The organism is Pseudomonas brassicacearum subsp. neoaurantiaca (genome assembly GCF_013608025.1).
Classification (GTDB): Bacteria; Pseudomonadota; Gammaproteobacteria; order Pseudomonadales; family Pseudomonadaceae; genus Aquipseudomonas.
Genome location: NZ_VDLV01000003.1, coordinates 35,491 through 55,585 on the forward strand (window position 1 = coordinate 35,491; position 20,095 = coordinate 55,585).

The 20,095-nt window shown below is 52.4% G+C and carries 23 protein-coding genes; 14 read left to right on the forward strand and 9 right to left on the reverse strand.

Annotated features, from left to right (window positions below; translation table 11 throughout):
• Nucleotides 1-6: 6 nt before the first annotated feature.
• Nucleotides 7-411 carry a low affinity iron permease family protein gene (locus tag FHK92_RS02125; protein WP_181286606.1) on the reverse strand — a complete coding sequence of 135 codons (405 nt, stop codon included), beginning with the start codon at nt 409-411 and terminating at the stop codon, nt 7-9.
• A gap of 179 nt (nt 412-590) precedes the next feature.
• Between FHK92_RS02125 and FHK92_RS02130 the strand changes: the two genes are divergently transcribed.
• Nucleotides 591-737 carry a hypothetical protein gene (locus FHK92_RS02130; RefSeq protein ID WP_181286607.1) on the forward strand — a complete coding sequence of 49 codons (147 nt, stop codon included), beginning with the start codon at nt 591-593 and terminating at the stop codon, nt 735-737.
• 126 nt (nt 738-863) lie between these two features.
• Here the strand turns inward: FHK92_RS02130 and FHK92_RS02135 are convergent, their stop codons facing one another.
• From FHK92_RS02135 to FHK92_RS02145, 3 genes are all read right to left on the reverse strand, one after another.
• Nucleotides 864-1,274 carry a type II toxin-antitoxin system HicB family antitoxin gene (locus FHK92_RS02135; RefSeq protein WP_181286608.1) on the reverse strand — a complete coding sequence of 137 codons (411 nt, stop codon included), beginning with the start codon at nt 1,272-1,274 and terminating at the stop codon, nt 864-866.
• Nucleotides 1,275-1,490, reverse strand: a complete 216-nt coding sequence (locus tag FHK92_RS02140) for a type II toxin-antitoxin system HicA family toxin (protein WP_181286609.1) — start codon at nt 1,488-1,490, stop codon at nt 1,275-1,277. It lies immediately after the preceding gene.
• Nucleotides 1,491-1,756: 266 nt separating this feature from the next.
• Nucleotides 1,757-2,386: a LysE family translocator gene (locus FHK92_RS02145; RefSeq protein WP_181286610.1), complete on the reverse strand. Its 630-nt coding sequence runs from the start codon at nt 2,384-2,386 to the stop codon at nt 1,757-1,759.
• A gap of 144 nt (nt 2,387-2,530) precedes the next feature.
• Between FHK92_RS02145 and FHK92_RS02150 the strand changes: the two genes are divergently transcribed.
• The 3 genes from FHK92_RS02150 (at nt 2,531) to FHK92_RS02160 (ending at nt 3,712) form a co-directional block, all read left to right on the forward strand.
• Nucleotides 2,531-3,007 carry an Lrp/AsnC family transcriptional regulator gene (locus tag FHK92_RS02150; RefSeq protein ID WP_181286611.1) on the forward strand — a complete coding sequence of 159 codons (477 nt, stop codon included), beginning with the start codon at nt 2,531-2,533 and terminating at the stop codon, nt 3,005-3,007.
• Nucleotides 3,008-3,210: 203 nt separating this feature from the next.
• Nucleotides 3,211-3,405 carry a hypothetical protein gene (locus FHK92_RS02155; RefSeq protein WP_181286612.1) on the forward strand — a complete coding sequence of 65 codons (195 nt, stop codon included), beginning with the start codon at nt 3,211-3,213 and terminating at the stop codon, nt 3,403-3,405.
• A gap of 121 nt (nt 3,406-3,526) precedes the next feature.
• Nucleotides 3,527-3,712 (forward strand): hypothetical protein, encoded by a 186-nt coding sequence (locus FHK92_RS02160; protein ID WP_181286613.1) that lies wholly within the window; start codon nt 3,527-3,529, stop codon nt 3,710-3,712.
• A 10-nt stretch (nt 3,713-3,722) separates the two neighbouring features.
• On the opposite strand, the gene FHK92_RS02165 is transcribed toward FHK92_RS02160, so the two are convergent.
• The gene (locus tag FHK92_RS02165) at nt 3,723-4,319 is read right to left on the reverse strand and encodes a hypothetical protein (RefSeq protein ID WP_181286614.1); all 597 of its coding nucleotides are present in this window, start codon (nt 4,317-4,319) and stop codon (nt 3,723-3,725) included.
• A gap of 379 nt (nt 4,320-4,698) precedes the next feature.
• On the opposite strand from FHK92_RS02165, the gene FHK92_RS02170 reads away from it, so the two are divergent.
• A complete protein-coding gene (locus FHK92_RS02170) occupies nt 4,699-5,253 on the forward strand; it encodes a hypothetical protein (protein ID WP_181286615.1) in 555 nt (184 codons plus the stop codon).
• A 33-nt stretch (nt 5,254-5,286) separates the two neighbouring features.
• Here FHK92_RS02170 and FHK92_RS02175 read toward each other — a convergent pair whose 3' ends face one another.
• Entirely contained in the window at nt 5,287-6,864 is a 1,578-nt protein-coding gene (locus FHK92_RS02175; RefSeq protein WP_181286616.1) for an ATP-dependent nuclease, read from the reverse strand.
• 596 nt (nt 6,865-7,460) lie between these two features.
• Between FHK92_RS02175 and FHK92_RS02180 the strand changes: the two genes are divergently transcribed.
• The 5 genes from FHK92_RS02180 (at nt 7,461) to FHK92_RS02200 (ending at nt 12,637) form a co-directional block, all read left to right on the forward strand.
• Entirely contained in the window at nt 7,461-9,191 is a 1,731-nt protein-coding gene (locus FHK92_RS02180) for an ATP-dependent nuclease (protein WP_181286617.1), read from the forward strand.
• Nucleotides 9,181-10,596, forward strand: a complete 1,416-nt coding sequence (locus FHK92_RS02185) for a UvrD-helicase domain-containing protein (protein WP_181286618.1) — start codon at nt 9,181-9,183, stop codon at nt 10,594-10,596. The genes FHK92_RS02180 and FHK92_RS02185 overlap by 11 nt, the downstream gene beginning before the upstream one ends.
• 86 nt (nt 10,597-10,682) lie before the next feature.
• Nucleotides 10,683-11,450: a hypothetical protein gene (locus tag FHK92_RS02190; protein ID WP_181286619.1), complete on the forward strand. Its 768-nt coding sequence runs from the start codon at nt 10,683-10,685 to the stop codon at nt 11,448-11,450.
• Nucleotides 11,451-11,584: 134 nt separating this feature from the next.
• Nucleotides 11,585-11,953 (forward strand): hypothetical protein, encoded by a 369-nt coding sequence (locus tag FHK92_RS02195; RefSeq protein WP_181286620.1) that lies wholly within the window; start codon nt 11,585-11,587, stop codon nt 11,951-11,953.
• A 129-nt stretch (nt 11,954-12,082) separates the two neighbouring features.
• The gene (locus FHK92_RS02200; protein ID WP_181286621.1) at nt 12,083-12,637 is read left to right on the forward strand and encodes a restriction endonuclease; all 555 of its coding nucleotides are present in this window, start codon (nt 12,083-12,085) and stop codon (nt 12,635-12,637) included.
• A gap of 175 nt (nt 12,638-12,812) precedes the next feature.
• Here the strand turns inward: FHK92_RS02200 and FHK92_RS02205 are convergent, their stop codons facing one another.
• The 3 genes from FHK92_RS02205 to FHK92_RS02215 all read right to left on the reverse strand — a co-directional run bounded on the left by FHK92_RS02205 (nt 12,813) and on the right by FHK92_RS02215 (nt 16,299).
• The gene (locus tag FHK92_RS02205; RefSeq protein ID WP_181286622.1) at nt 12,813-14,762 is read right to left on the reverse strand and encodes a caspase family protein; all 1,950 of its coding nucleotides are present in this window, start codon (nt 14,760-14,762) and stop codon (nt 12,813-12,815) included.
• Nucleotides 14,762-15,376: a hypothetical protein gene (locus FHK92_RS02210; RefSeq protein WP_181286623.1), complete on the reverse strand. Its 615-nt coding sequence runs from the start codon at nt 15,374-15,376 to the stop codon at nt 14,762-14,764. The genes FHK92_RS02205 and FHK92_RS02210 overlap by 1 nt, the downstream gene beginning before the upstream one ends.
• 458 nt (nt 15,377-15,834) lie before the next feature.
• Complete coding sequence (locus FHK92_RS02215; RefSeq protein WP_181286624.1) at nt 15,835-16,299, reverse strand: 3'-5' exonuclease; 465 nt, start codon at nt 16,297-16,299, stop codon at nt 15,835-15,837.
• Nucleotides 16,300-17,605: 1,306 nt separating this feature from the next.
• Between FHK92_RS02215 and FHK92_RS02220 the strand changes: the two genes are divergently transcribed.
• The 4 genes from FHK92_RS02220 (at nt 17,606) to FHK92_RS28250 (ending at nt 19,807) form a co-directional block, all read left to right on the forward strand.
• Entirely contained in the window at nt 17,606-18,283 is a 678-nt protein-coding gene (locus FHK92_RS02220) for a hypothetical protein (protein ID WP_181286625.1), read from the forward strand.
• 1 nt (nt 18,284) lies between these two features.
• Entirely contained in the window at nt 18,285-18,683 is a 399-nt protein-coding gene (locus tag FHK92_RS02225; protein ID WP_181286626.1) for a hypothetical protein, read from the forward strand.
• Nucleotides 18,684-18,708: 25 nt separating this feature from the next.
• On the forward strand, nt 18,709-19,329 hold the full coding sequence (locus FHK92_RS02230; protein ID WP_181286627.1) for a glycoside hydrolase family 19 protein: 621 nt from the start codon (nt 18,709-18,711) through the stop codon (nt 19,327-19,329).
• A 235-nt stretch (nt 19,330-19,564) separates the two neighbouring features.
• Nucleotides 19,565-19,807 (forward strand): DUF7693 family protein, encoded by a 243-nt coding sequence (locus tag FHK92_RS28250; RefSeq protein WP_445758190.1) that lies wholly within the window; start codon nt 19,565-19,567, stop codon nt 19,805-19,807.
• Nucleotides 19,808-20,095: the final 288 nt, after the last annotated feature.

A 20,095-nucleotide genomic window follows, 5' to 3' on the forward strand; every position in this document is an offset into this window, starting at 1 on the left:
TCTGCATCAGCACTGGTTCAAGTCGATCTTGTTCTTTTGCTCAATACCGTCAAGGCTCTTGGCTTCGTCTTTTCCCATGTCCTGATACTGCTTCCTCAGGGCTTCAAGCTGCTTGAGATCGAGCGACTCGAGACCGAGCATTGCGTTCTGCGCGTCCTTGGACGCCCGCAGTAACTCATCGACTTTCAGATGCAAGATATCCGTATCGCGGTTCTGTGTGTTCTGGATCAGGAACACCATCAGGAAGGTGATGATGGTGGTCGAGGTGTTGATGATCAATTGCCAGGTGTCGTTGAAACCGAAGAAAGGTCCGCTGGCAGCCCAGAGCGTCAACAACACGATGGCCCCCAGGAATGTCTTGGGGCTCCCCGCCCAGAGGGAAAGTTTTTGTGCGATCTTTGCGAACGTCATTGCCGTGTTTCCTTATTGGATGCACCTGTCTGGTGTGACAGCAACGAGTCGGTGAAAATTCTACTTACATTTCAACCGCAAGCGTTCCCCTTCGACGTTCATCGTCCGGCACGATGACAGTCGCAACCATTGCCACGCTCACAGGTCACTCCTGAAAGCCCTCAGCATCGGAGTACGACATGAATATCGCCCGCACGCTTTGCCTCGCCTGCTGCCTGTTCGCCCTGCATGGCTGTTTTGACAACTCGGATAACGAGACCAAGGACAACACCGATGGCACCAAGTCTTCGGTACAGATGCAGGAGTCCAAGTCGGACAGCAAATAGGAGCTGTTGAAAACTGTGGGAGCGAGCCTGCTCGCGATGGCGTCAGGTCAGCAACATCAAGGGCGCTGACACACCGCTATCGCGAGCAGGCTCGCTCCCACTGGTTCTTTTCTTAGCAGCGATTGCTCATCGCCCTTGCTGCAACACCTTCAACGCTGCCGATGCCAGGAAGCCTGAGCGGCTTTTCTCTTCAGGATGGTGCAACACATATTCATCAATCCGGTTGAGCAGGTAGCCGGGCAACGTGATGTTGAGTTTCTGCGCCTTGCCCAGGTATTTGGTCACATCAATGTCCACCAGCGCCCAGGTGCAGCCAGCATAGTGCGGATTGGCGGCGTGCAGGGTGACAGTATTGGCCGATGGAATCGGTGAGCCGTCCTCAGCCAGAATCTCGAAATGGCCCTCGATGGCCTCACGCGCCATCGCCATGGCCTCATCCAGGTCATCACCTGCGGAAAAACAACCCGGAATGTCCGGCACCTCAACACCCCAGGCGTGCTTGTCATCGCCCATGGAAATCGCAATCGGGTAAAGCATTCAATCGTCCTCCGGAAAAGCGGGGCAACTGGCCGTCTGGAGAAGGGCCTGTTGCAAGATACTGATTGCCGTTTTCTTGAGCAGGTCCTTCTTGGGATGAGGAACCGTGACCAGCCCCGGTTTGGTCGGGTGTTTGAAATGATGGTGGCTGCCTCGGATACGCACCAGATACCAACCATCCGCAACAATTTGGCTTATCAAGAATCGGCTATTCACAACACCTCCATGTGGTGTTCTTGGTGGGTACTATACCTACTGAAAAAGAATGATCAACACTATAACCACCATGGGCGACGGTTGGGCTGGTGGGAGCTGCGCTTGAAGTCTAGAAGCGGCGTCACGCAAGGACGGGGGAGAACGAGGGTGCCTTTATTTCAGGATGAGACGGGGCCTGGCGTGGCGAGGGAGTTTGCTCCCGCTGGGCTGCGAAGCAGCCCCGGTTTTGAGCCCGATTCCAAAAAGGACTTTTTTATTCACAGGACCTACGACTGCTGCACAAACGTCAGCCGCACCGCAAAACCAATCAGCACACTGCCAAACAGCCACTGCTGCGCGCGCTGGGCCGAAGGCGAGCGTTGGAGCCAGCGCCCGAGTGCGACACCCATCAATGCATAGGCGGAATCGAACAGCAGGCCGACGCCAACCAGCACCACGCCCAGGATCGCGAATTGCTCCAGCACCGGCCCGTCCTGCGGATGGATGAACTGCGGCAGCAACACCGAGCAAAACAGCAAAGCCTTTGGGTTGAGCAGGTTCGTCAGTAGGCCGCGCTGGATCGCCTGATGCCATTGCCGCTTTCCGATCGCAGCGGCGTCTCTTTCGAAGCTGGGCAACAACGTCGTCCGCAAACATTGAAAGCCGATCCAGGCCAGGTAAGCCGCCCCGGCCAGGCGCACCACATCAAAGGTCCAGGGCGCCGTCTTGAACAACACGGAGAGCCCCATCGCTGCCAACGCGACATGACATGCCCGAGCAACGCCCAGGCCCACCGCTGTCGCCAGCGCCGCGCCCTTGCCCTGACGGGCGCCGGTTTGCAGCACCAGAATCATGTCCGGCCCGGGCAACAAGTACGCCACCGTCAACGCCATGAAAAACAACCAGAGCTCTGTCATCGCGGCCCCCCGCATTCAGTGAATTGGAAGTGCCAGTCTATGGCCGATGGGCAGGGCAGGTGGTTGCGTAGTCAGCTTCTCAAGCTTTGGAAATTGGCATAACCTGCCAAGCAGTTCAGTAATTCAATCGGAAAATGCCAAATCATGAAGCTTGATGCCTTCGACCGCAAAATCCTCGCCGCACTGCAACGGGACGGCCGGTTGAGCAACGTGCAACTGGCCGAAGAAATTGGCCTGTCACCTTCGCCATGCCTTCGCCGTGTGCGGATGCTCGAAGAAGCGGGGGTGATTCGCGGCTATCAAGCCATCCTGGACCGCGATGAAGTGGGCCTCGGGATGACGATCTTTGTCGGCATCAAGGTCGAACGGCACACCGACGAAAGAGCCGAGGCGTTTCGTCAGGCGGTGACCGCGTTGCCCGAGGTGATCTCGGCGTTCCTGGTGTCGGGCGAGTCCGACTTTTTGCTGCAGGTGGTGGTGCCGGACTTGCGGGCCTATGACCGTTTTGTCACAGGCAAGCTACTGAAGCTGCCAGGTGTCAGTGATATTCGCAGCAATTTTGCGATCAATACGGTGAAGGCGCCGGGGCCGTTGCCGTTGGGGCATTTGGTTGGCGATTGAGACCGTTGTCTGTCGTACGCAACCTGCTGGTTTTGCCTACAAACCACGCGGAAATCACCCGCTATCCGTAACCGAGCGGATAGGAAATAGTGTTCCTCAGACGAAATGAACGGTTGGCGATGAGCGATTGACGTGGGGCAGGTTCTCCCGGCTTCGCAGAAAGAGACGCTTAGGGCGGTGGCTTAACCCTTAAAGGAGGATCGATGCTCCAGGACGACCGCGATAATTTGGAACTTGAGAAACTGCTGGTCGAAACCCGAAAATTGTTGGCTGAGACTCGTAAGCTTACGGCCGAGGAAACAAAGCTCAAGCATGAAGCCTTATGGTACCCGTACGCAGTTGGGGCAGCGGTAATGACCGCCATTGTCGCTGTTGTGGGTTTTGGGATTAGAATCTAAACGCTGGTTCGCCACGATGCGCCAATACCCACACTACGGTACTTGAGCTATAAAGTACTGCGCTTTGCCCGGAGTAGTTCAAAGACTCAGCAAGAGCCGCAGCCCTGGAGGAGAAAGAGACGTGTCCACACCTCGTAATTATCAAGCGAGCATCGAGCAATTGCATCAAGAGGTGGAAGCGCTAGCCGAAGAAATGAGGCGCCCGGCCCCGGCTATAGTCCGGGTTACGTTGCTGCCGTTCAGCATCGGTGCTGCGTTTGCCCTGACCATGTTTGCGGTCATCGCTTTTGCCGTAAAACATGTTTGATTCGCTGTCACTAAATCAAATCATCGGTGTGGTCCCCTGACGTACGCTCCAAAGCTCCTGCCGCGCATCGCCTCGCAATAGCCTTCAACATGCGTCGACGAATGAGGCCGCTGACCGGACGAATCAAATACCAATAGGCAGTAAAACTTCGCAACGCATCAGCATCGATGCACTGCACCCGCGTCTGGGTGGTAACTCTGGTCAGGCCTGGTTGCAGCAGCTCGCAGGTGAAATTTATCGCCAGCTTCACGTTTCCCGGCTCGTTGAAGGCCTCGAACGCCTCGGCATCAGCGATGGGGACTTGGCCGTAGTCGGCTTTCCAGAGCTTGCCGGCGAGCCCGTAGGCAATCTCTGCGTCGCCGTGGCGCTGAAGCAGTGTGAAGTTGTCCAGACCGAATGAAGCGGATTGAGCGGTGCGGTGGGATTGAGAATGGCCCAACAGGCGCATCGGCAATTCGCGAAGCTTGATTGCGTACCGAAACAAGCGGACGTCTTCGGGGCGATGGGCCAGGATTGCCGCCATTGCGTTGGGCGGATCTGTCGGGATGTCCAATGCATGCAGTTCACGGAATTGGTACACAGGCAGATATGAATCGATCAGGTGCATCCTTGCTTCCTTTCTATATTTGCTGAGATCCCATAAATCGAGACCAAAAAAAACCGGCCACCAAGAGCCGGTTTTTTAATCCCCCGTCAAAACCACCACGACGCAGGACCACAATTCGATTGGAGCGGGTGAAGGGAATCGAACCCTTAATGGACAAGGAGGTACGAAGGTTGTGTAGGTGTGTAGGTGGGCGAGCTGCGTTCGCCCCTGAAGTTGTTGGCTACAAAGTTGCGATTCCTCAGCTCCGTCTTGACTCACATTGTGACTGTTGAACAGGAGACCTTTTAGGGGGGTAGTACAACCATTGGCAGAGTGAGCATCATTGAAGCTGTAAGGTATGATCGTCTTAGCTTGCCTCCCTCCATTCAGGCTAGGAATGATGCTGAAGGTTTTGAAACGCGTCTTTAACATCCTCTATCCCGACCGCCGCTCCGAGCGTGAGAAAGCGCGCGAACGCGAGTTCATCCTGGCGGCGAACTCCTTGAAGACCCTCAAGGTGACACCGGAGGGTGGGATGTCCATCGATCCCGATGAACTTCGAGATCAGATAATCGCCTCGCGGGAGCAGTTGAAGCATCTTGTCCACAGACGAGAATCGCCTAGCCGATTAGTCATAGCAGCGGGAGATGCCCAGGTGGAACCGTTAATGAGTCCCACCGCAGAGGCTCCGGTGAGCTCCATGGACTGTATCGAGGTGGTGGCTTGGCGTCGGTTGCACAGTGGCGCCGCAGTGCGTTATGTGTGCCTCCAAGCTACGAGTACGGGGCGATTCGCTGTTATGACCGCAAGCCTGTACTCGGGCTGCACACATAGCCTCCCATCTTGGATCGAAGCCAACACCGCCAAACACGTCGCCAATGCCATACAGAACGATCATCTCCGCTGGCTGGCTACTGTGAGCGAGGCGATGGATGCTTGGGATGCAGACCTGTGATTGCCTTGAGGCGAGGCTTGCCGATGCTTGAGCCTACATCTGCCATGCCTCAATAGTGTTGAAAAGCCTTTCAATCTGAGTTGGCAAGTCGGTTCGTGGGTCATGGCTATGGTTGAAAGTGCTACCCCCGGCTACGAACTTGTTCGCGATTGTAACTTTTGAATAGCTAGTAATCTGCTTTAGTCTAGCGCCGAAAATCCGATAATGCTTGTCGCGAAAAGCTGCTGGCAAATAACTTTCAATCGTATAGCCCTCAGTCACCCAGCAATACCCCGTCTTCGACTCATGTTCAGCAATGTCAGCCCAAACCTGATATTTCACGCAGTTTTGGTTAATGCATTCATCAGTGCCGTCAGCTGCGCGCTGAAAGTCTAGATCTCGATCCATAACTACTATGGAGTTCCTGTTTATACTGAATATGTCAATTAATCCTGGCGTAGCATTTGATGTGAAATGGCCAAGCATAGACCCGCCGTAAAAAACGAAGGAGAAATCAAGATTTTCCATGGGCATGGATCTACCATGTGTCGAGCACCAGAGCGAAAGCCAGTGCAAAATGTAGGTTCGATCAGACGCCCCTTCGACCCATATCACGCCGTTGGCTTGGAAAACATCGCTTGGCTTTATGCCGAGCCCTGACAGAGCCCTTGCAGGTGATGTTAATTCTGATATTGCGTAACCATTGACTTCAAATAGCTTTGTGTCTGGTACAGACCAGCTTGATATATCTAGAAGCACAGACGAGTGCGTGGAGATGAAAAGCTGAAGGTTCTTGCGAGTTACGACTTCAGAAACCCTAGCCATCATAAGTCTCTGAAGGGTTGGATGCAGGTGGACTTCAGGCTCCTCGATGACACATATCTGGTTATCATTAACTGAGTTTAGCCATCCTATTAGTCCAGCAAAAGCCCGCCATCCAGACGGCAGCATCTTTATTGGGATATGGTTGAACTGACCTAAGTCATCGTTGAGGTAGACACCTACAGTTTTCTTATCAAGAAAGCTAATTGGGTTGGCATGCTTGTAGGTGTGATCTTCATTCGGAGGCCTCTTATAATCTACTTGGTCGGGCTGTAATGGGTGTGGCGCGAGTCCCACGAGATGCTTTCCATCATTATTTAGTGCACTGATGACTCTTTGGATACAAACCCCGCGCTCGTCGTGTGATGAGCGAAAACTGATTATGGCTTCTAGTTTATCCAATACCTTTACAAGTTCTTTTGGTGGTTTTGACGGTTTGCTGTAGATGCTTCCCTCGAATAGGTGTCTTTCATCTCGTGTAGTAACGGCAATGTATGTGCCATATTCATCAATGTCTAGCTTGTTAAATATTGAAGCTACCCAGGTTCCCTTGTCAAAGTAGATGATGGACGTCGCCACGGTACTGGATCGCATGTTTTCACGAGCAATCGTTTTTATAATCTCAACGTCCTTTAGTGCTCGCACCATATCTAGCACAGTTGACTTGCCGCCGCCGTTGGGGCCGACGAAAATATTAACCTTTGAAGCTCTGACTTGAGGCACATCACGCGGGTTGAGGGAGTTGGTCTGCATGATATTATTGAGGCAGAGTGTTCGAAGCCCCAGCAGACCAAAACTTTTAATATGCAAGATCGTATTCCTTTACTAATTGATTTTGGTAGACGCACTCATTAAACATCTTTTGAAAATCAGCCTCCGAGATGCCTGGCGTACTGAGATCGTAGGGTACAAGCAGTGTCATGCTGTCGATGTCATTCGCTTCGATATGCCTAAAAAGCTCGATGAGACTGGTCGCGCGATGGGCCGCATTTGCTGGCCAACATGGTTTACGTAGGCCAACTGGCAGAAGAGATCCCAATCCCAATCCGGAGCGTCCGGGCTAATCTCAAGCGGGCCTTCAAGGTCGCTCAGGAAGCGAGCAGTAATGACTTGTAGTCATCGCCAGCCAGTTTGGCTCCACTCAAGCCCCAATGGAATAGCAAATCCTTGTCCGAAAATGGATGCCTTCATGTGTGAAGCCATGATGGAGAGCCAGAATTATCCGCGCTTGAGTAGACAACCGCGACCCACCGTTCCACATGCGGTCTTCGCAGCCTCGGAGGTGGGGGCAACTTATCTGCGCAACATCCTGAAAAATTCATATTTCCATTGAGTGGTGACATGTAGGCACAAGACTATGCTCAGGGAGGCATTAGAACTGATGCTGGGAAGAGAGGCGCAAAAAAATGGCAAGGATTCGCAAGCTTGAGATCCAAAACTTTCGATCTATCCGACTACTTACCTGGACGCCGTCGCCGGGCATCAACTGCCTCATAGGCCCCGGCGACAGTGGAAAATCTAGCATTCTAGACGCTATTGATATGTGCCTCGGAGCACGCCGGAGCGTGCCCATCGGCGACACAGACTTTTATGGTTTGAATGTCACCACGCCAATTGTAATCAACACGACCATTGGCGCCCTCCCAGATGACCTGATCAATCTGGACACGTATGGAGATTTCCTGCGCGGGTTCGATCCAGCCACAGGCAATATCGAGGACGAACCTAGGATGGGCCTAGAGACCGTTCTCACACTCAGACTGAAAGTTGATAGTGACTTGGAGCCCGCTTGGACTCTCCATTCAGAGCGAGCCGCCGAGCAAGGGCTGGAGCGTGGTCTAGTTTGGAAAGATCGAGCTCGTCTCGCGCCTGCACGCATCGGTAGCTTTGCCAGCATGAATCTGTCCTGGAGTCGTAATTCGATACTGAACAAGCTGACGGAGGAGCGTGCCGCGCTCGGTGGGGCGCTAGCCGCAGCGGCCCGAGAAGCTCGAGCAAGCTTTGGGAGCCAGGCAGGGGTAGAGCTTCAACAGCCGTTGCAAATCGTCACCGAAACCGCCAACAGTCTTGGAGTACCCATGGGTGGTGGTGCTCAGGCACTGCTTGATGCTCACTCTGTATCAATTGGAGATGGCGCCATAGCCTTACACGATGCGGCGGGTATACCCCTGAGGTCGCTTGGCACTGGCTCGTCTCGACTGCTAGTTGCAGGCCTGCAGCGGCGAGCGGCTCAAGCAGCCTCCATTGCACTGGTAGACGAAGTTGAGTTCGGCCTCGAGCCACATCGATTGATACGCTTTCTGGACTCAATGGGAGCGAAGGAAAGTGTACCGCCCCTTCAGGTGTTCCTGACAACTCACTCCCCGGTAGCCCTGCGAGAGTTATCGGGAAATCAACTTCATATCGTACGCAAGAGAGGTGATCAGCACGAAGTACGCCTGGCAGGAACGTCTAACGACGTCCAGAGCACGCTTAGGACGGATCCTGAGGCTTTCTTGGCAAAGCATGTGATTGTTTGCGAAGGCGCTAGTGAGGTCGGTCTCGTCCGAGGTCTGGATCTTTATTGGGGAACGCTAGGACTACCCTCCTTCATGGCCCTAGGAGGAGCCTATGTCGACGTCAACGGCGGCTCGACCGACAATAGCTACAATCGAGGGCTGGCTTTACTGGGACTGGGCTATCGCGTACTTGCCCTCGTTGACGCCGACAAGCCACCCACCCCTGAGGTTCTACAAGCCTTCCTCGATGCAGGAGGACGGTCGATAACCTGGGGAGTTGGCCGTGCATTGGAGGATGAGCTTTTTGCCAGCCTGCCCGACGCGGCTTTGGATGCCCTGATCACGAAGGCTATCGAAGACCAAGGGCAAGAGCTGGTAGCTGAACATATCCGGTCAAAATCACAAGGCCGGCTGACCTTGAATGAAGTGTTTGATAGTCGCCAACAGTTCATCCCTTATCAACCTGAGCAGCGCAGTTTTTTGGGAGTCGCCTCGCGGATCAGGAGGAACGGATGGTTTAAATCAGTGACATCCTATCAATACATAGCGAAAGACATAATCGGGCCTCACCTAGCCAACTCAGATATTGGCTTCCAGCAAATCATCAACGGGATAAAGGATTGGATTCATGCCGCCTGAGATCCGCATATTCGACTTCCCCCGTGGCTCAATTACTGCCCCAGCTGGCTGCGGAAAGACCCAGCTCATTGCCGATACCCTAGCCGAGCACCGAGAGGCCAAGCCGGTACTCGTGCTCACCCATACCAACGCCGGCGTCGCCGCCTTGCGGAACCGTTTGAAACGTGCGGGGATACCCGGCGAGTCATATGAGATCGGCACTCTGGACGGATTTTGCATTCGTATTATCAGTAAGTTTCCGATGCGAAGCGGGCATAATCCAGCGATTCTTTTGCTTTTGGATCGTCGCAATGACTATCCCGCAATTCGAGCAGCTGCTGGGCAGTTGCTGAGTGCAGGTCACATCAGCGGAGTGTTGAAAGCCACGTACTCTCGCGTGATTGTGGATGAGTACCAAGACTGCAACCAAGCTCAGCATGTGATCGTCGCCTGGCTTGGCCAAGCGCTACCTACCTACGTTCTCGGCGATCCTATGCAGGCGATATTCGGCTTCGGCGGTAATCGACTGGTCGATTGGAATGACGACGTCCTACCTCACTTCCCTGCCATAGGGATGCTGAACACTCCATGGCGTTGGCGCCGTGTTGGCATGGAAGATATCGGCACTTGGTTACTACAGGCTCGTAGGCTTTTAGAGGCCGGTCAGTCAGTCGATTTACGGGGCGCTCCTGCCGGCATCCAATGGATTGAAACGACGCCTGCCAATGCAGATCAGCAACGCCGGAATGCTGCCATGGTGCGCGTGCAGGATGGCGAAAATGTCCTGATCATTGGAGACTCCATTAATGTAATCAGTCGCCAACGGTTGACGAGCCAGATACCAGGTGCGACGGTCGTAGAGAACGTAGAGCTCACCGACCTTGTCAGCTTCTCAAGAAATTTTGACCCTAGAGCGGCGAATGGGATGGAGCTCCTGGTTCGCTTCGCAGCAAGCCTCATGACAGGTATAGGCCCTGCTGCTTTGTTACCCAGAGTTCAAAGCATCCAAAACGGACGAAATCGAACTCCCCCCTCTCCGATTGAACACATTACTGTAACCTATGGTCATGCACCCAGCTTAGCGAGTGCCGCAGAGTTGCTTGAGCACTATTCGCGACTGCAAGAGACCCATTTGTATCGTCCAGAAATGCTCAGGTGTTGCGTGGCGGCTATGAGAATGGCTATGACAGGAACACACACTCTCCATCAGGCTGTCGTCCAGATTCGTGACAAAGCACGATTCTCAGGCAGGCCGTTAAGCCGCCGAGCAGTAGGCAGCACACTACTACTCAAAGGTCTTGAGGCGGACGTAGCGGTGATCCTTGAACCTCAAGGGATGGATGCTTATCACCTCTACGTCGCGTTGACCCGAGGAGCCAAAAAAATTCTGATTTGCTCGGGCACACCTATTCTGCAGCCGGCTTGAACTACAAAGACAACGCAGCGGTACCAGTTCCGTATTGATGAGCTTTCGCTTTGCTGAGAAGATCAGGTCTTTGATATGGAAATCTTATGCGCACCGCTTTACATCGAGTCACACGCCAAGTTCTGACCGCTGCTCGGTATGAAGAAATTTATGGTAAGCCCATCGACGGCGCAGGTAACGAGCGGCACCGTGATTACGCGATATGCGATATCTGTGACCAGGACGTTTACCTCCGCGCTGAGCATAGCCAGCACCGCATCCCTAATTTTAGCCACCTAGGCAATAGCAGCTTCTGTCCTGCAAAAGACTTTAACGCTGAGGCATATCGAAGGCTCAATCCGGTCGACGCTGACCCGCAAGCAGCAATGGCACTTAAGAACGCATTTTTCAAGACTTGGAAATTTCACTGGATGGAGTTTAATCGGATCATTCAGTACGCCTCGATTTTCGACTTCAGCAAGATACTCAAATACGCTAGCCGCCATGGCATGTGGGGGTATCGGGGCATGCGCGTTCAAGATGTGCTGGCTGTACTGCTGACACTCATGGACTTCATGCCCTTGCCGAAAGATAAGCGCTATCTTCGAGACTACGGCTTCAGATTTTTCTATAAGGGTAGCGTCTCGAATACAAATGAGTATTGGAATTTGCCCGAGGGACGGCGGAGTCTCATGCAGGTTAAATATGAGTTTCCCGGAAAAACAAGAACGTTCCAAGAGGTGAACATTTTTTCAAAAAATGACGTGATTTTTGATCCTGGATATTTGGCTGGTGTTTATGCCGAGCAACCGCCTGTGAATTCATTCGTGGAGGATTTCATGGTGAAAGAGTTTCCGAATCTTTCGGGCCTTTAATTGGAAAGATTACTCGACGCAGCGAGCAGTACCGCCCAGTACGGGATTGAGTTGAAATAGTGGGTTTTCATCGGCTGCCCCGTATACTGCTACTACCTCGCATTAACAATCAGTTCTGTAGTATGGAGGTATCGATGGAAAGAAAGAAGGTCGCGTTGGCAGAGGTCAATTTATTTTTGATGCACCTGAAGCAACGAGCTCTGATCTGCTACTCGATGGTTGCTGGCGGGATGATCACCTTGATTGCTGGAATTGTGATGCTTTTCGTCGGAGTTGCCGGAGAACAGGTCATCTGGTTCGAGTCCCCGAGCATCAAGATTACTGCCGGCGGCTTCGGCGCAATCACCATGCTGGCTAGCTTAACCTGGGGTTTTTTCGCTTACAAATCAAGGCCAGAAATCAATTATATGGGCCTTACCAGAGGCATGTCCTTGACGAGAGAAGAGATTAAACGTGGTGAGCAGTTCAGCGCGGACGCTAAGCCTAAGTCGGAAGGAAAATAGGCTCCACATTGGCTAGAAGCCACGCATAACCCGTTACCGGCTACACAACGGGTGTGCTCGACTCTTTCATAACTTCACTGCTCACTAGCCACTAGCTGGACGGGCAACCTCTCAGGTTAAGGACGACAAATGTTTCCACCAATGGCGGAACCCAATCTCGAAATCAGCGCCACTGAATTCGAATGGTTGGTCAGGGACTGGATCCTCAAACAGGGTGGTGAGCTGACATCCCTAGAGGTTACGCACGACGCAAAAGTCGAGGCCTACGACTCGACCTACCAGATCGACGTGCTAGCGAAATTCCAAGCCTTTGGAGGCGCCGAATTCACCGTGCTGATTGAGTGCAAAAAATACCGGAACGCAGTCGAGCGGGAGCTAGTTCAGGTGCTGCATGACAAGGTGAGATCCATCGGTGCTCATAAAGGAATGTTGTTCACCACGACAGGGTTTCAATCCGGCGCGATAAAATACGCCAAAACGCATGGCATAGCGTTGGTGTCGATAATTGACGGTGCGGCAACGTACCAAACCCGCTCTGCCTTGTCCGTTGCGGCCAAGCCGCCGGCTTGGCTCAACCTTCCGAAATTCGCGCTTTTCCACGTGGGTGAGAACGACGCCGGTAACATTTCAATGAAGTACCTAGGCCGTGCTGGCACAGAGATCAACGAGATGTTGGGTGATTAAACCCATCTTGGCATTCAACTACCGATTGCCATGGAAGCACTAAGTCTGCGCTCTGGTGGCTGTACGGAGACTACTGGCAACACGGGCCATAGGATAGTGGGCCTAGGATAGGACGGTGTTGAAGAGACCATGTTGTAAAAGCCATTGGTTGGGCCGAAAAACTAACTGCCCACGCTTAGCTCGCTCCAACTACCTCTCCCTTACCAAGGCCAGAGGTTGAGGAAATGGGGTCGGCCAATAGAAACCAAGGTACGCGGTCAGGAAAAAGCAGCGAAGCGCAAACTGCTCCTATTCTGGTTTCTGTACGGTGTATAGAAGAGGCACCGTAGATCTGAGGAACGCAAGCTTCGCTCCATCGCTCAATCAGATCTCCAACAGTCCAAATTTTATGGCCTATTTGGAACACGTTATTGATACCATTTCTTATACAAGGCTTGCTGAATTCAAGGTGGTTTTCTGGGACGAAAATGGAAAGGCTCTCGTGATCCAGGTATTCCAGACTGACATCCACGGTATGCTGCAATTCGTAGCGTGGGCTGATAAGCAGAACGAGCGCTAAAATTTCTGACGGGGAGCTAGCGTGTGCCTGCATAGCCTTCTTGTCTTTTTCCATCCGAGCAACGAGGTAAGGGTAGACTTCCTTCGCCTCCAGATGTGGCTTGGCCAGGCTGCCGCCATTTTCAATCAAAGCGTTGAGCAGTGTGGAAACGATGACCTCCCCTATACCTCCCATTTCGTCTGCGTTTGTTGCAGTGAGGAAAGCACACCAAAAAGGAGCCTCCGCTTCACTCATCCCGGCACATGCCGCAGCATAATGGTCTACTAAAGATCCGCAAATGTCCGTTAACGCTCGACGGATAGAGCTTCCATCTTTTTCCAATTCACGGGCGATATGCAAAGCCGCACCAGCCCACCCCAGTATCCGTGCAATTCGCTGGGGGAGGTAAAAGAGGTCAGGGATACCGTTCCGGCAGAGCGCATATCGGTTCTCACTCAAGGTTACGGCAAGCCCAGCTAACACCCGCTCGGTCTCGTCAATAAGCTCCCGTCCAAAACGAAGGAGGTAAGCGGCAGATATGGGATCGCGCTCCGAGCTTTCTAGCAGAAGAGCGATGCAACTCGCTGAGAGTTCGACGCGTCGAAATGTGTTAGTCCCATCGCGAGCTTGCTTTTCTAACGAGTGCCATATCCCTTCCACGAACACAGCTGCGGCCCCAGGCATGTCTACCAGTCGGTTTACGAACTTTGGGAGCGTTTCAAATATCATGTCTGTGGTCAGCCCAAACTCGGATGAATGCACCAGAGAGTAAAGCGACCCCGCCCCCTCGCTTATGGCTTGTCCGGCTGGGGAAGTTGGAGAGATTCCAGTGAGCTCAAGCAAGGAGGAAGCCGCGTGGCCGCTTGCATGTGGGTTGGCAAAGAGTGGCATGTGTCCGTAGAGATTCACCCCCCAGACTGAGGGCATCTGTGCATTTCCGGTCATCTCTGCAACGTATCGGGCAGCGGGTTTGCCAATGTCTAGCAGGTCGAGAAAGTCTCTGCGAACCCCGGTATCAATTTCACCTCGTAGCACCTTGAGAATGCCGTTAGTAGCGTAGCCACCCTGGGCATTCTCAGTCGCATATTGGTCAGCGGCTGATGAGATAAAGAGCGACACGCCAAACGTGTTAGACCTACCTATCACCGCCGGCTTAAGCAAAGAATGTAAGTCCGCAACCATCCCCCCCGCGTTGCAGGCATCGATGATGATGTTGCAGTGCGCAGCTTTAAGCTCATTCAAAAACTCGAAAAGTCGACTTAATGGGTAGCCAGTCGTTGAAAGACGGTCTTCTCTGGTGTCCGCTAGGCAAAGGTAGTAACTACCATTAGATTCTCCGCCGTGGCCAGCAAAAAAAATTGTTAAACTTTCAAGCTCCGAGTACCTGTCCTGGATTGCTCCCAAAGCGTCGACAAGCTGCGCGGTGGTAGGTGATCGCAACAGGCAGGCGTCTTCAGATTTTATCCGGTTATGCTCACCCTGGGACAGCTCCAGGTGTATTGCCTCAGCATCCAGAACGGCGCCGTTAAGACTATCCATGTGTTGGTACACATCACAGCCAATACTCAAAAGCATCCGGGATGGCATCAATTCTCTTCCTTCACAAATCTTGCCTTCCTAGCTGACTCGCGCTGCAAGGCCTCAGCAGACTTGCGTGCGTTAAGCGCATCTAGTCGGGTATGCAACTGCGGGGACTGCAGAGACGGGTCGGTTAAAAGCTGATTCATAGTGTCACTGCCAACCATTACTTGCGGCTGGTGCACAGTCCCATCTCTACCCACGGAAAATTCGACTGATTCCAAGGCTGCTATATACCGCTCTCCGGCATCACCGGCAGTGTGTATTACCCTTTCGTTTTCCTCGCAGACCTGCGAGATAGTTGTGATAAACGTACTTCCGAAACCTTCAATTAAGCTTTTCACAAGAGAGTCCAACGATTCGGCGATTATCGGCAGTCTCCCCATTGAGACATCTTCAAAGCGGACGTAAGACTCATGCGACTGCGTTTGAAGCAGGGAAACTCGGTCAGGGGCATAACTATTGTGAGACTGCCAAGAGGTGCCATGACAGAAATGATGAACGTTTCTGGGATCCACATAATTTTCTCGTAGCACCCCAAGCTTCCTCTGAGCATCTCGCATATAAGACTGCATCACTAGCTGAGCTTCTTCATCAAAAGGGAATGGAACCTTCACGCTCATAACTAATTCCTAGTGGATCCTGATAAGGCGCAAGCCATAAAAACTGTAATACGCATGATGTACTGGCCTAGAGATCTTATCGCGCCCCACAGGCTTTCGAGTTTTGCAACGTGTACCAGCCGCAATAGCTCTATGCCTTCCGTGGCCGGCATCTAGATGTCGCAGTATGCTGTGTCGTCATCGTCCGTCTTACCCCGAGTTCACCAGTTAGTCCAGTCGTTAGCATCACATCCATCGCGTAACTTGGTGAGTGCCCTTAGGGAAAGGCTGTCGTTAACCGATTTTGCGCCTCGGCGCTTCGGGCTTCCACCCTACACGCCTGCGCGCTCAGCTTGCCATGCCGACCAAGCCTTGAGCACCTAACTTCGGTTCGAGCGGTCGCTCAAGCTAAGCTACATTCGTACTTCAATGGACTCATCGCTTTCGCATAGCTGACTGCAGTATCCCCATCTGATAGTTCAATCTTCGAAAAAAGCACGGCAGGCCTCCATCAAAGCAGTAGCGTCATGCAGAGCTCGATGGCGCCTGGTTGTAGGCAGTAAGCGATAAATGTCACTAGCCGCCTCCCGACCCACCAACACCTCCAAAGGCTTCAACTCGAAGGTCGGCATCAGATCTGCTGCCTCGTAGAGGACATCTAGCCAAAACCCGTCTTGAGGTGAGTCACCGCAAAGCTCCTGCCCTGAAAACAGCTGATTCATTCGCTCCGCCACGGCGTGGGGCGTATCACCTTCCTGATGTAACTGATCTTGAGAGAGACCGTGCATGTCTTGCGCATCGAACGACCAGTGCGTCCAGTATCGGACTGGCTTGATAAGCGAGCTGAAGGAGATCTCTCTCGACACGACGGCAACTTCAATGGGATAGCTATCTGGGGCTATCCCTGATGCCTCGAAATCGATAAAAAAAGAAGGCCGTTCCACCTTGCTGCTCCTGTTTGAGGCTGGATTTTCAGCGGCTACGCCAACTGCTTGTGTGTTCGCGCCGCTATCGCTCGAACCAGCCGTTCTAGCTGTTAGCAGCCTGTGCAACTCGGTGATTTTGCAGATGCTGCATCTCATGCTCCCATTCAGTCAGGAATTTTTCCCAGTCTGTGGCGTAGGGCCCATCAGGAATTCTGGTTGATCCGATGCTCGCTTGCAGAAAGCGTTCTCGCCAGGGCTGCGGGATATCGCGCTCCAAGATGATGTCGATTCCGGAGTTATGACGCCTCACCGAGACAGAGTTACGAACCTCAATGAGGTCGAGTGGCTTATCGCTACAGGGGGTGTTGTTTCGCTCTTGGTCATCGAGATCATCGAGGATGGCAAGGAGGTCGGATGCGTTGGGATCACCAGGACGGAGGCATGCAAGGGCCCACAGAACCCTTCGCCTAGTTCTCTCACGCTCGCGGAGTAAATCGCAGGTCATTTCAGCCTCCTTTTCACAAAGCTGGGCGGTGGTTATGGCGTGCCGCCTCCGGCGGATGGCTGGCGTGAACCGAGCCGTGGCAAGCCACGTCTCGGCCCTACGGGCTTTCATCCAGCACGCCTGCGCGCTCCGCTTGCACTGACCCGTGTCACCTTTCCACGAGTAAATAGCCCAAAGCCTCGTCGTAATCCAGACGCAGTGATTGGATGAAGTGAGTCGTGCATAGTCTCGCATGTGGATTCGCGAAGTATGGGATACCCAATGGATGTCCTCACCAGGTCAGTGGCGAATGCTTCGGACGCTCTGATCCGAGCGATGGCCTACCCATGCCCGTGCTAATTGAAGAATCTGGAAATATCGAAGGGTGCAGCTTTGGTGCGTTCTTCAAATTCTCTTGCATGAATGTAGAAGATTTCGATGTTGATCACCAAGCAAAATTCTTGAAATGAATCCGAAAGAATTCCATGGTTCGCTTAAAACGCTTGAGTAACTCGCCTCAAAAAATGCATCTGGATCTACCCCTTGGACATTGAAAGCAGGATCGGACATCACCCAATTAAAAGCCGTCGATGACCTCAACGGATTTTTTCATGCTTTCAATTTTTCACCAGGCTGATGGATTTTCCTAGGCTGGTGACAGGCATGAATGGCTGAACAAAATGTCTTGGTTTGCAAAGCAAACGTTAATAGCTAAGCTTTATCAGCAGGCATGTCAGTATGGTTTGTCAGCTGAGATTCTAAAGGCTTGGTCAGAAAATAATGCGGCTTCTGCCGGTTACGGCATATCAAGGGTCGCTCAGCCATTCAAGAGGCTCTGATATGTCCAACACCGATCAAGACGCTGCTGTAGAGCCAGCCACTGCCTCCGTCCCATCACCCCCTACTGTCACTGCGTCTCTCCCAGTAAATGACGAAGTCGTTGATAAACGGATGCATATTTTTCACTGGTCTGCGTGGCAAGCCGGAATGTGGAAAGGTGTAGGCATCGCCCTTGGAATCGCAGGCCTTCTGCTCATCGGGTTGGTTGCCACTTCCATCTTTAGAACGACCTCGATCATTGATGCCAACAGTGGTGATGACCTAGCGTTCACTTTTTCCGGCCTTGGATTAATCAACAATACGCTCCTGCGATTGCTGGCCATGCTGATAGGTGCCGGGATTATCTTCGGTGGCTTGGCAGTCTCCTTCTTTTCGAGCAGTGACTCACATCGAATTTCTCTTCAGGCTCTACCGGCTGCTGGTGAATCATTTAAAGCACTGGTGGCAACCCATACTCCAGGTATTGTTGGAATCTTTATGGGCGGCATCATCATTGTCGCCGCGTTATTTGCTCGATCTACACATGACTACACGTCACCTGAGCGTATAAAAATTACTTCAGGAAGTACGCAACCAAAAGAAGCACAGACCAACTCACCGCCACCTATTTTACTGCCGACATCATCGGAACTACGAAAACAATACAACGAGTCTTTGGAAGCAGTTGGGAAGCCTTAAAATGAAAGCTATTACACTGATGCTTGCGCTATGGCTAGGACTTCTTTCATTCACCACAATGGCCGAGGCTGGCGACAACCAGGAATGTGCCACTGCAGATGAGGACGCCCAAGAAGCCTACGACAAAACTAAAGACGCTTTTAATTCTGGAAATAAAGATAAAGCTAATTGGCAGAGTAAAGCGTTTTTTGAAGTATACGAGCGAAATAGAAATTGCCCGTTCATTAAGGTGCTCGCCGATAACCTAAGAAAAATAGGAATAAACAAAACAAGCGTTGCATTAAGTCAAAAAAATATTAATGTTAGAGATATATGGAGCGAATGCCAGCCTCAATGCAAGTTTGAGATGACTAAAGGAGGCGGTTCTACTAGCACAGGAATGAGCGCCCATGGTGAATGACAGTCGTGCTTACTAGGGAGTTCCGATGAGTATCAACAGAGATTTTTTCTTTGACCATATCCGTGAATTCCTATTCAAGGGTTCACTCCGTCAAAGCCAACTTGATGGGATAATTGCGATCCTCGACAAATGGGAAGCGGAGTCTTCGAAAGACGATGATAGGTGGCTGGCTTATATTCTTGGCACTACGCATCACGAGACTGGCCGAACCATGCAGCCGGTGCGTGAGACTTTCGCTGTAACGGACGACGACGCAATCAAGCGACTTGAAAAGGCTTGGTCTACCGGCAGACTGCCGTGGGTCAAAACGCCCTACTGGCACCGCGATGCCGACGGAAAGTCATGGTTTGGGCGAGGTTTCGTTCAGCTGACGCACAAGACCAACTACCAAAAGCTTGGCAAGGCTATTGATGTCGATCTCATCACCAATCCAGACCGAGCGATGGATCTCGATACGGCGTTGAAAGTGCTGTTCGTTGGGATGCGAAACGGACTCTTCACTTCCGCCAAACTATCTGAATTTTTTAACGTGTCCAAGGAGAACTGGGTGCAGGCGCGCAGGATCGTTAACGGCCTGGAAAGTGCCGATCTCGTTGCCAGTTACGCGAAAACCTACTACGCAGCTATCAGCTATACGGTTGGCTGATCTTAGTGGGGTTTGCCATTGTGAGCGACGCAGCCAGCCTTTCCGCCGCTTCGCATAGAGCGGACTGGACACCACCTCTTAATGACCAAGATCTTATTGTCTGTTTCATGCCAGTCCTAAGGTCAGCATGCTGGTCAAAGAGACAGCCAATTAGAGTCAAGGTGGTAGATGCAAGCAAAGAAATGGGGACACGATAATCGGTGCTCTTCGTATCCGTCCCTAGAACCTGATTGTCATGAGTAAGGTGGGTCATGAATCGTGGGACGAGATTTATGCGGGCCACTTCCAGATCGATGTAGACGGTTGGGAGATGTCGATTTACAACGACTGCTATCACCTCGACTACTGCGAACAATGCGTCAGTCCAGATGGGCGGCGATGGTCGTTTGACTCAGGGAGTCGATTTGGCACTGATCCGGTGGCGCTGCTTAGCAATTGGGAGCATCACACACTTGAGCGGATGTTAAAGGCGTTGTGAAGAAAATTTGGTTTGTGCGTGCCTCATTGGACGGCTGTCGTAAATGAAGCCGACGGTGTCCGCTGTCTTGGCTCTCTGGGCTTCCATCCTTACGTCTCGGCCCCTCGGCCCGCGCGCTCCGCTTGCGTTGAACACGTCTCTAAACGACAGAAAGACTGCCTTCGATGCTCGGTTTGCCTACTCTTCGTCGCTAATGGGAGAGTCCGTTACCTCATCCGAGGCAACTGAGACTAGGCGCTTATTTCTGAGAGACTGAGAAAGTCATGACCTCTGTCATGCACTCACCTA

Coding starts and splice junctions, on each gene's coding strand:
- FHK92_RS02125 (WP_181286606.1), bottom strand. CDS start 411: ATGACGTTCGCAAAGATCGCACAAAAACTTTCCCTCTGGGCGGGGAGC.
- FHK92_RS02130 (WP_181286607.1), top strand. CDS start 591: ATGAATATCGCCCGCACGCTTTGCCTCGCCTGCTGCCTGTTCGCCCTG.
- FHK92_RS02135 (WP_181286608.1), bottom strand. CDS start 1,274: ATGCTTTACCCGATTGCGATTTCCATGGGCGATGACAAGCACGCCTGG.
- FHK92_RS02145 (WP_181286610.1), bottom strand. CDS start 2,386: ATGACAGAGCTCTGGTTGTTTTTCATGGCGTTGACGGTGGCGTACTTG.
- FHK92_RS02150 (WP_181286611.1), top strand. CDS start 2,531: ATGAAGCTTGATGCCTTCGACCGCAAAATCCTCGCCGCACTGCAACGG.
- FHK92_RS02155 (WP_181286612.1), top strand. CDS start 3,211: ATGCTCCAGGACGACCGCGATAATTTGGAACTTGAGAAACTGCTGGTC.
- FHK92_RS02165 (WP_181286614.1), bottom strand. CDS start 4,319: ATGCACCTGATCGATTCATATCTGCCTGTGTACCAATTCCGTGAACTG.
- FHK92_RS02170 (WP_181286615.1), top strand. CDS start 4,699: ATGCTGAAGGTTTTGAAACGCGTCTTTAACATCCTCTATCCCGACCGC.
- FHK92_RS02180 (WP_181286617.1), top strand. CDS start 7,461: ATGGCAAGGATTCGCAAGCTTGAGATCCAAAACTTTCGATCTATCCGA.
- FHK92_RS02185 (WP_181286618.1), top strand. CDS start 9,181: ATGCCGCCTGAGATCCGCATATTCGACTTCCCCCGTGGCTCAATTACT.
- FHK92_RS02190 (WP_181286619.1), top strand. CDS start 10,683: ATGCGCACCGCTTTACATCGAGTCACACGCCAAGTTCTGACCGCTGCT.
- FHK92_RS02195 (WP_181286620.1), top strand. CDS start 11,585: ATGGAAAGAAAGAAGGTCGCGTTGGCAGAGGTCAATTTATTTTTGATG.
- FHK92_RS02200 (WP_181286621.1), top strand. CDS start 12,083: ATGTTTCCACCAATGGCGGAACCCAATCTCGAAATCAGCGCCACTGAA.
- FHK92_RS02205 (WP_181286622.1), bottom strand. CDS start 14,762: ATGCCATCCCGGATGCTTTTGAGTATTGGCTGTGATGTGTACCAACAC.
- FHK92_RS02210 (WP_181286623.1), bottom strand. CDS start 15,376: ATGAGCGTGAAGGTTCCATTCCCTTTTGATGAAGAAGCTCAGCTAGTG.
- FHK92_RS02220 (WP_181286625.1), top strand. CDS start 17,606: ATGTCCAACACCGATCAAGACGCTGCTGTAGAGCCAGCCACTGCCTCC.
- FHK92_RS02225 (WP_181286626.1), top strand. CDS start 18,285: ATGAAAGCTATTACACTGATGCTTGCGCTATGGCTAGGACTTCTTTCA.
- FHK92_RS02230 (WP_181286627.1), top strand. CDS start 18,709: ATGAGTATCAACAGAGATTTTTTCTTTGACCATATCCGTGAATTCCTA.
- FHK92_RS28250 (WP_445758190.1), top strand. CDS start 19,565: ATGAGTAAGGTGGGTCATGAATCGTGGGACGAGATTTATGCGGGCCAC.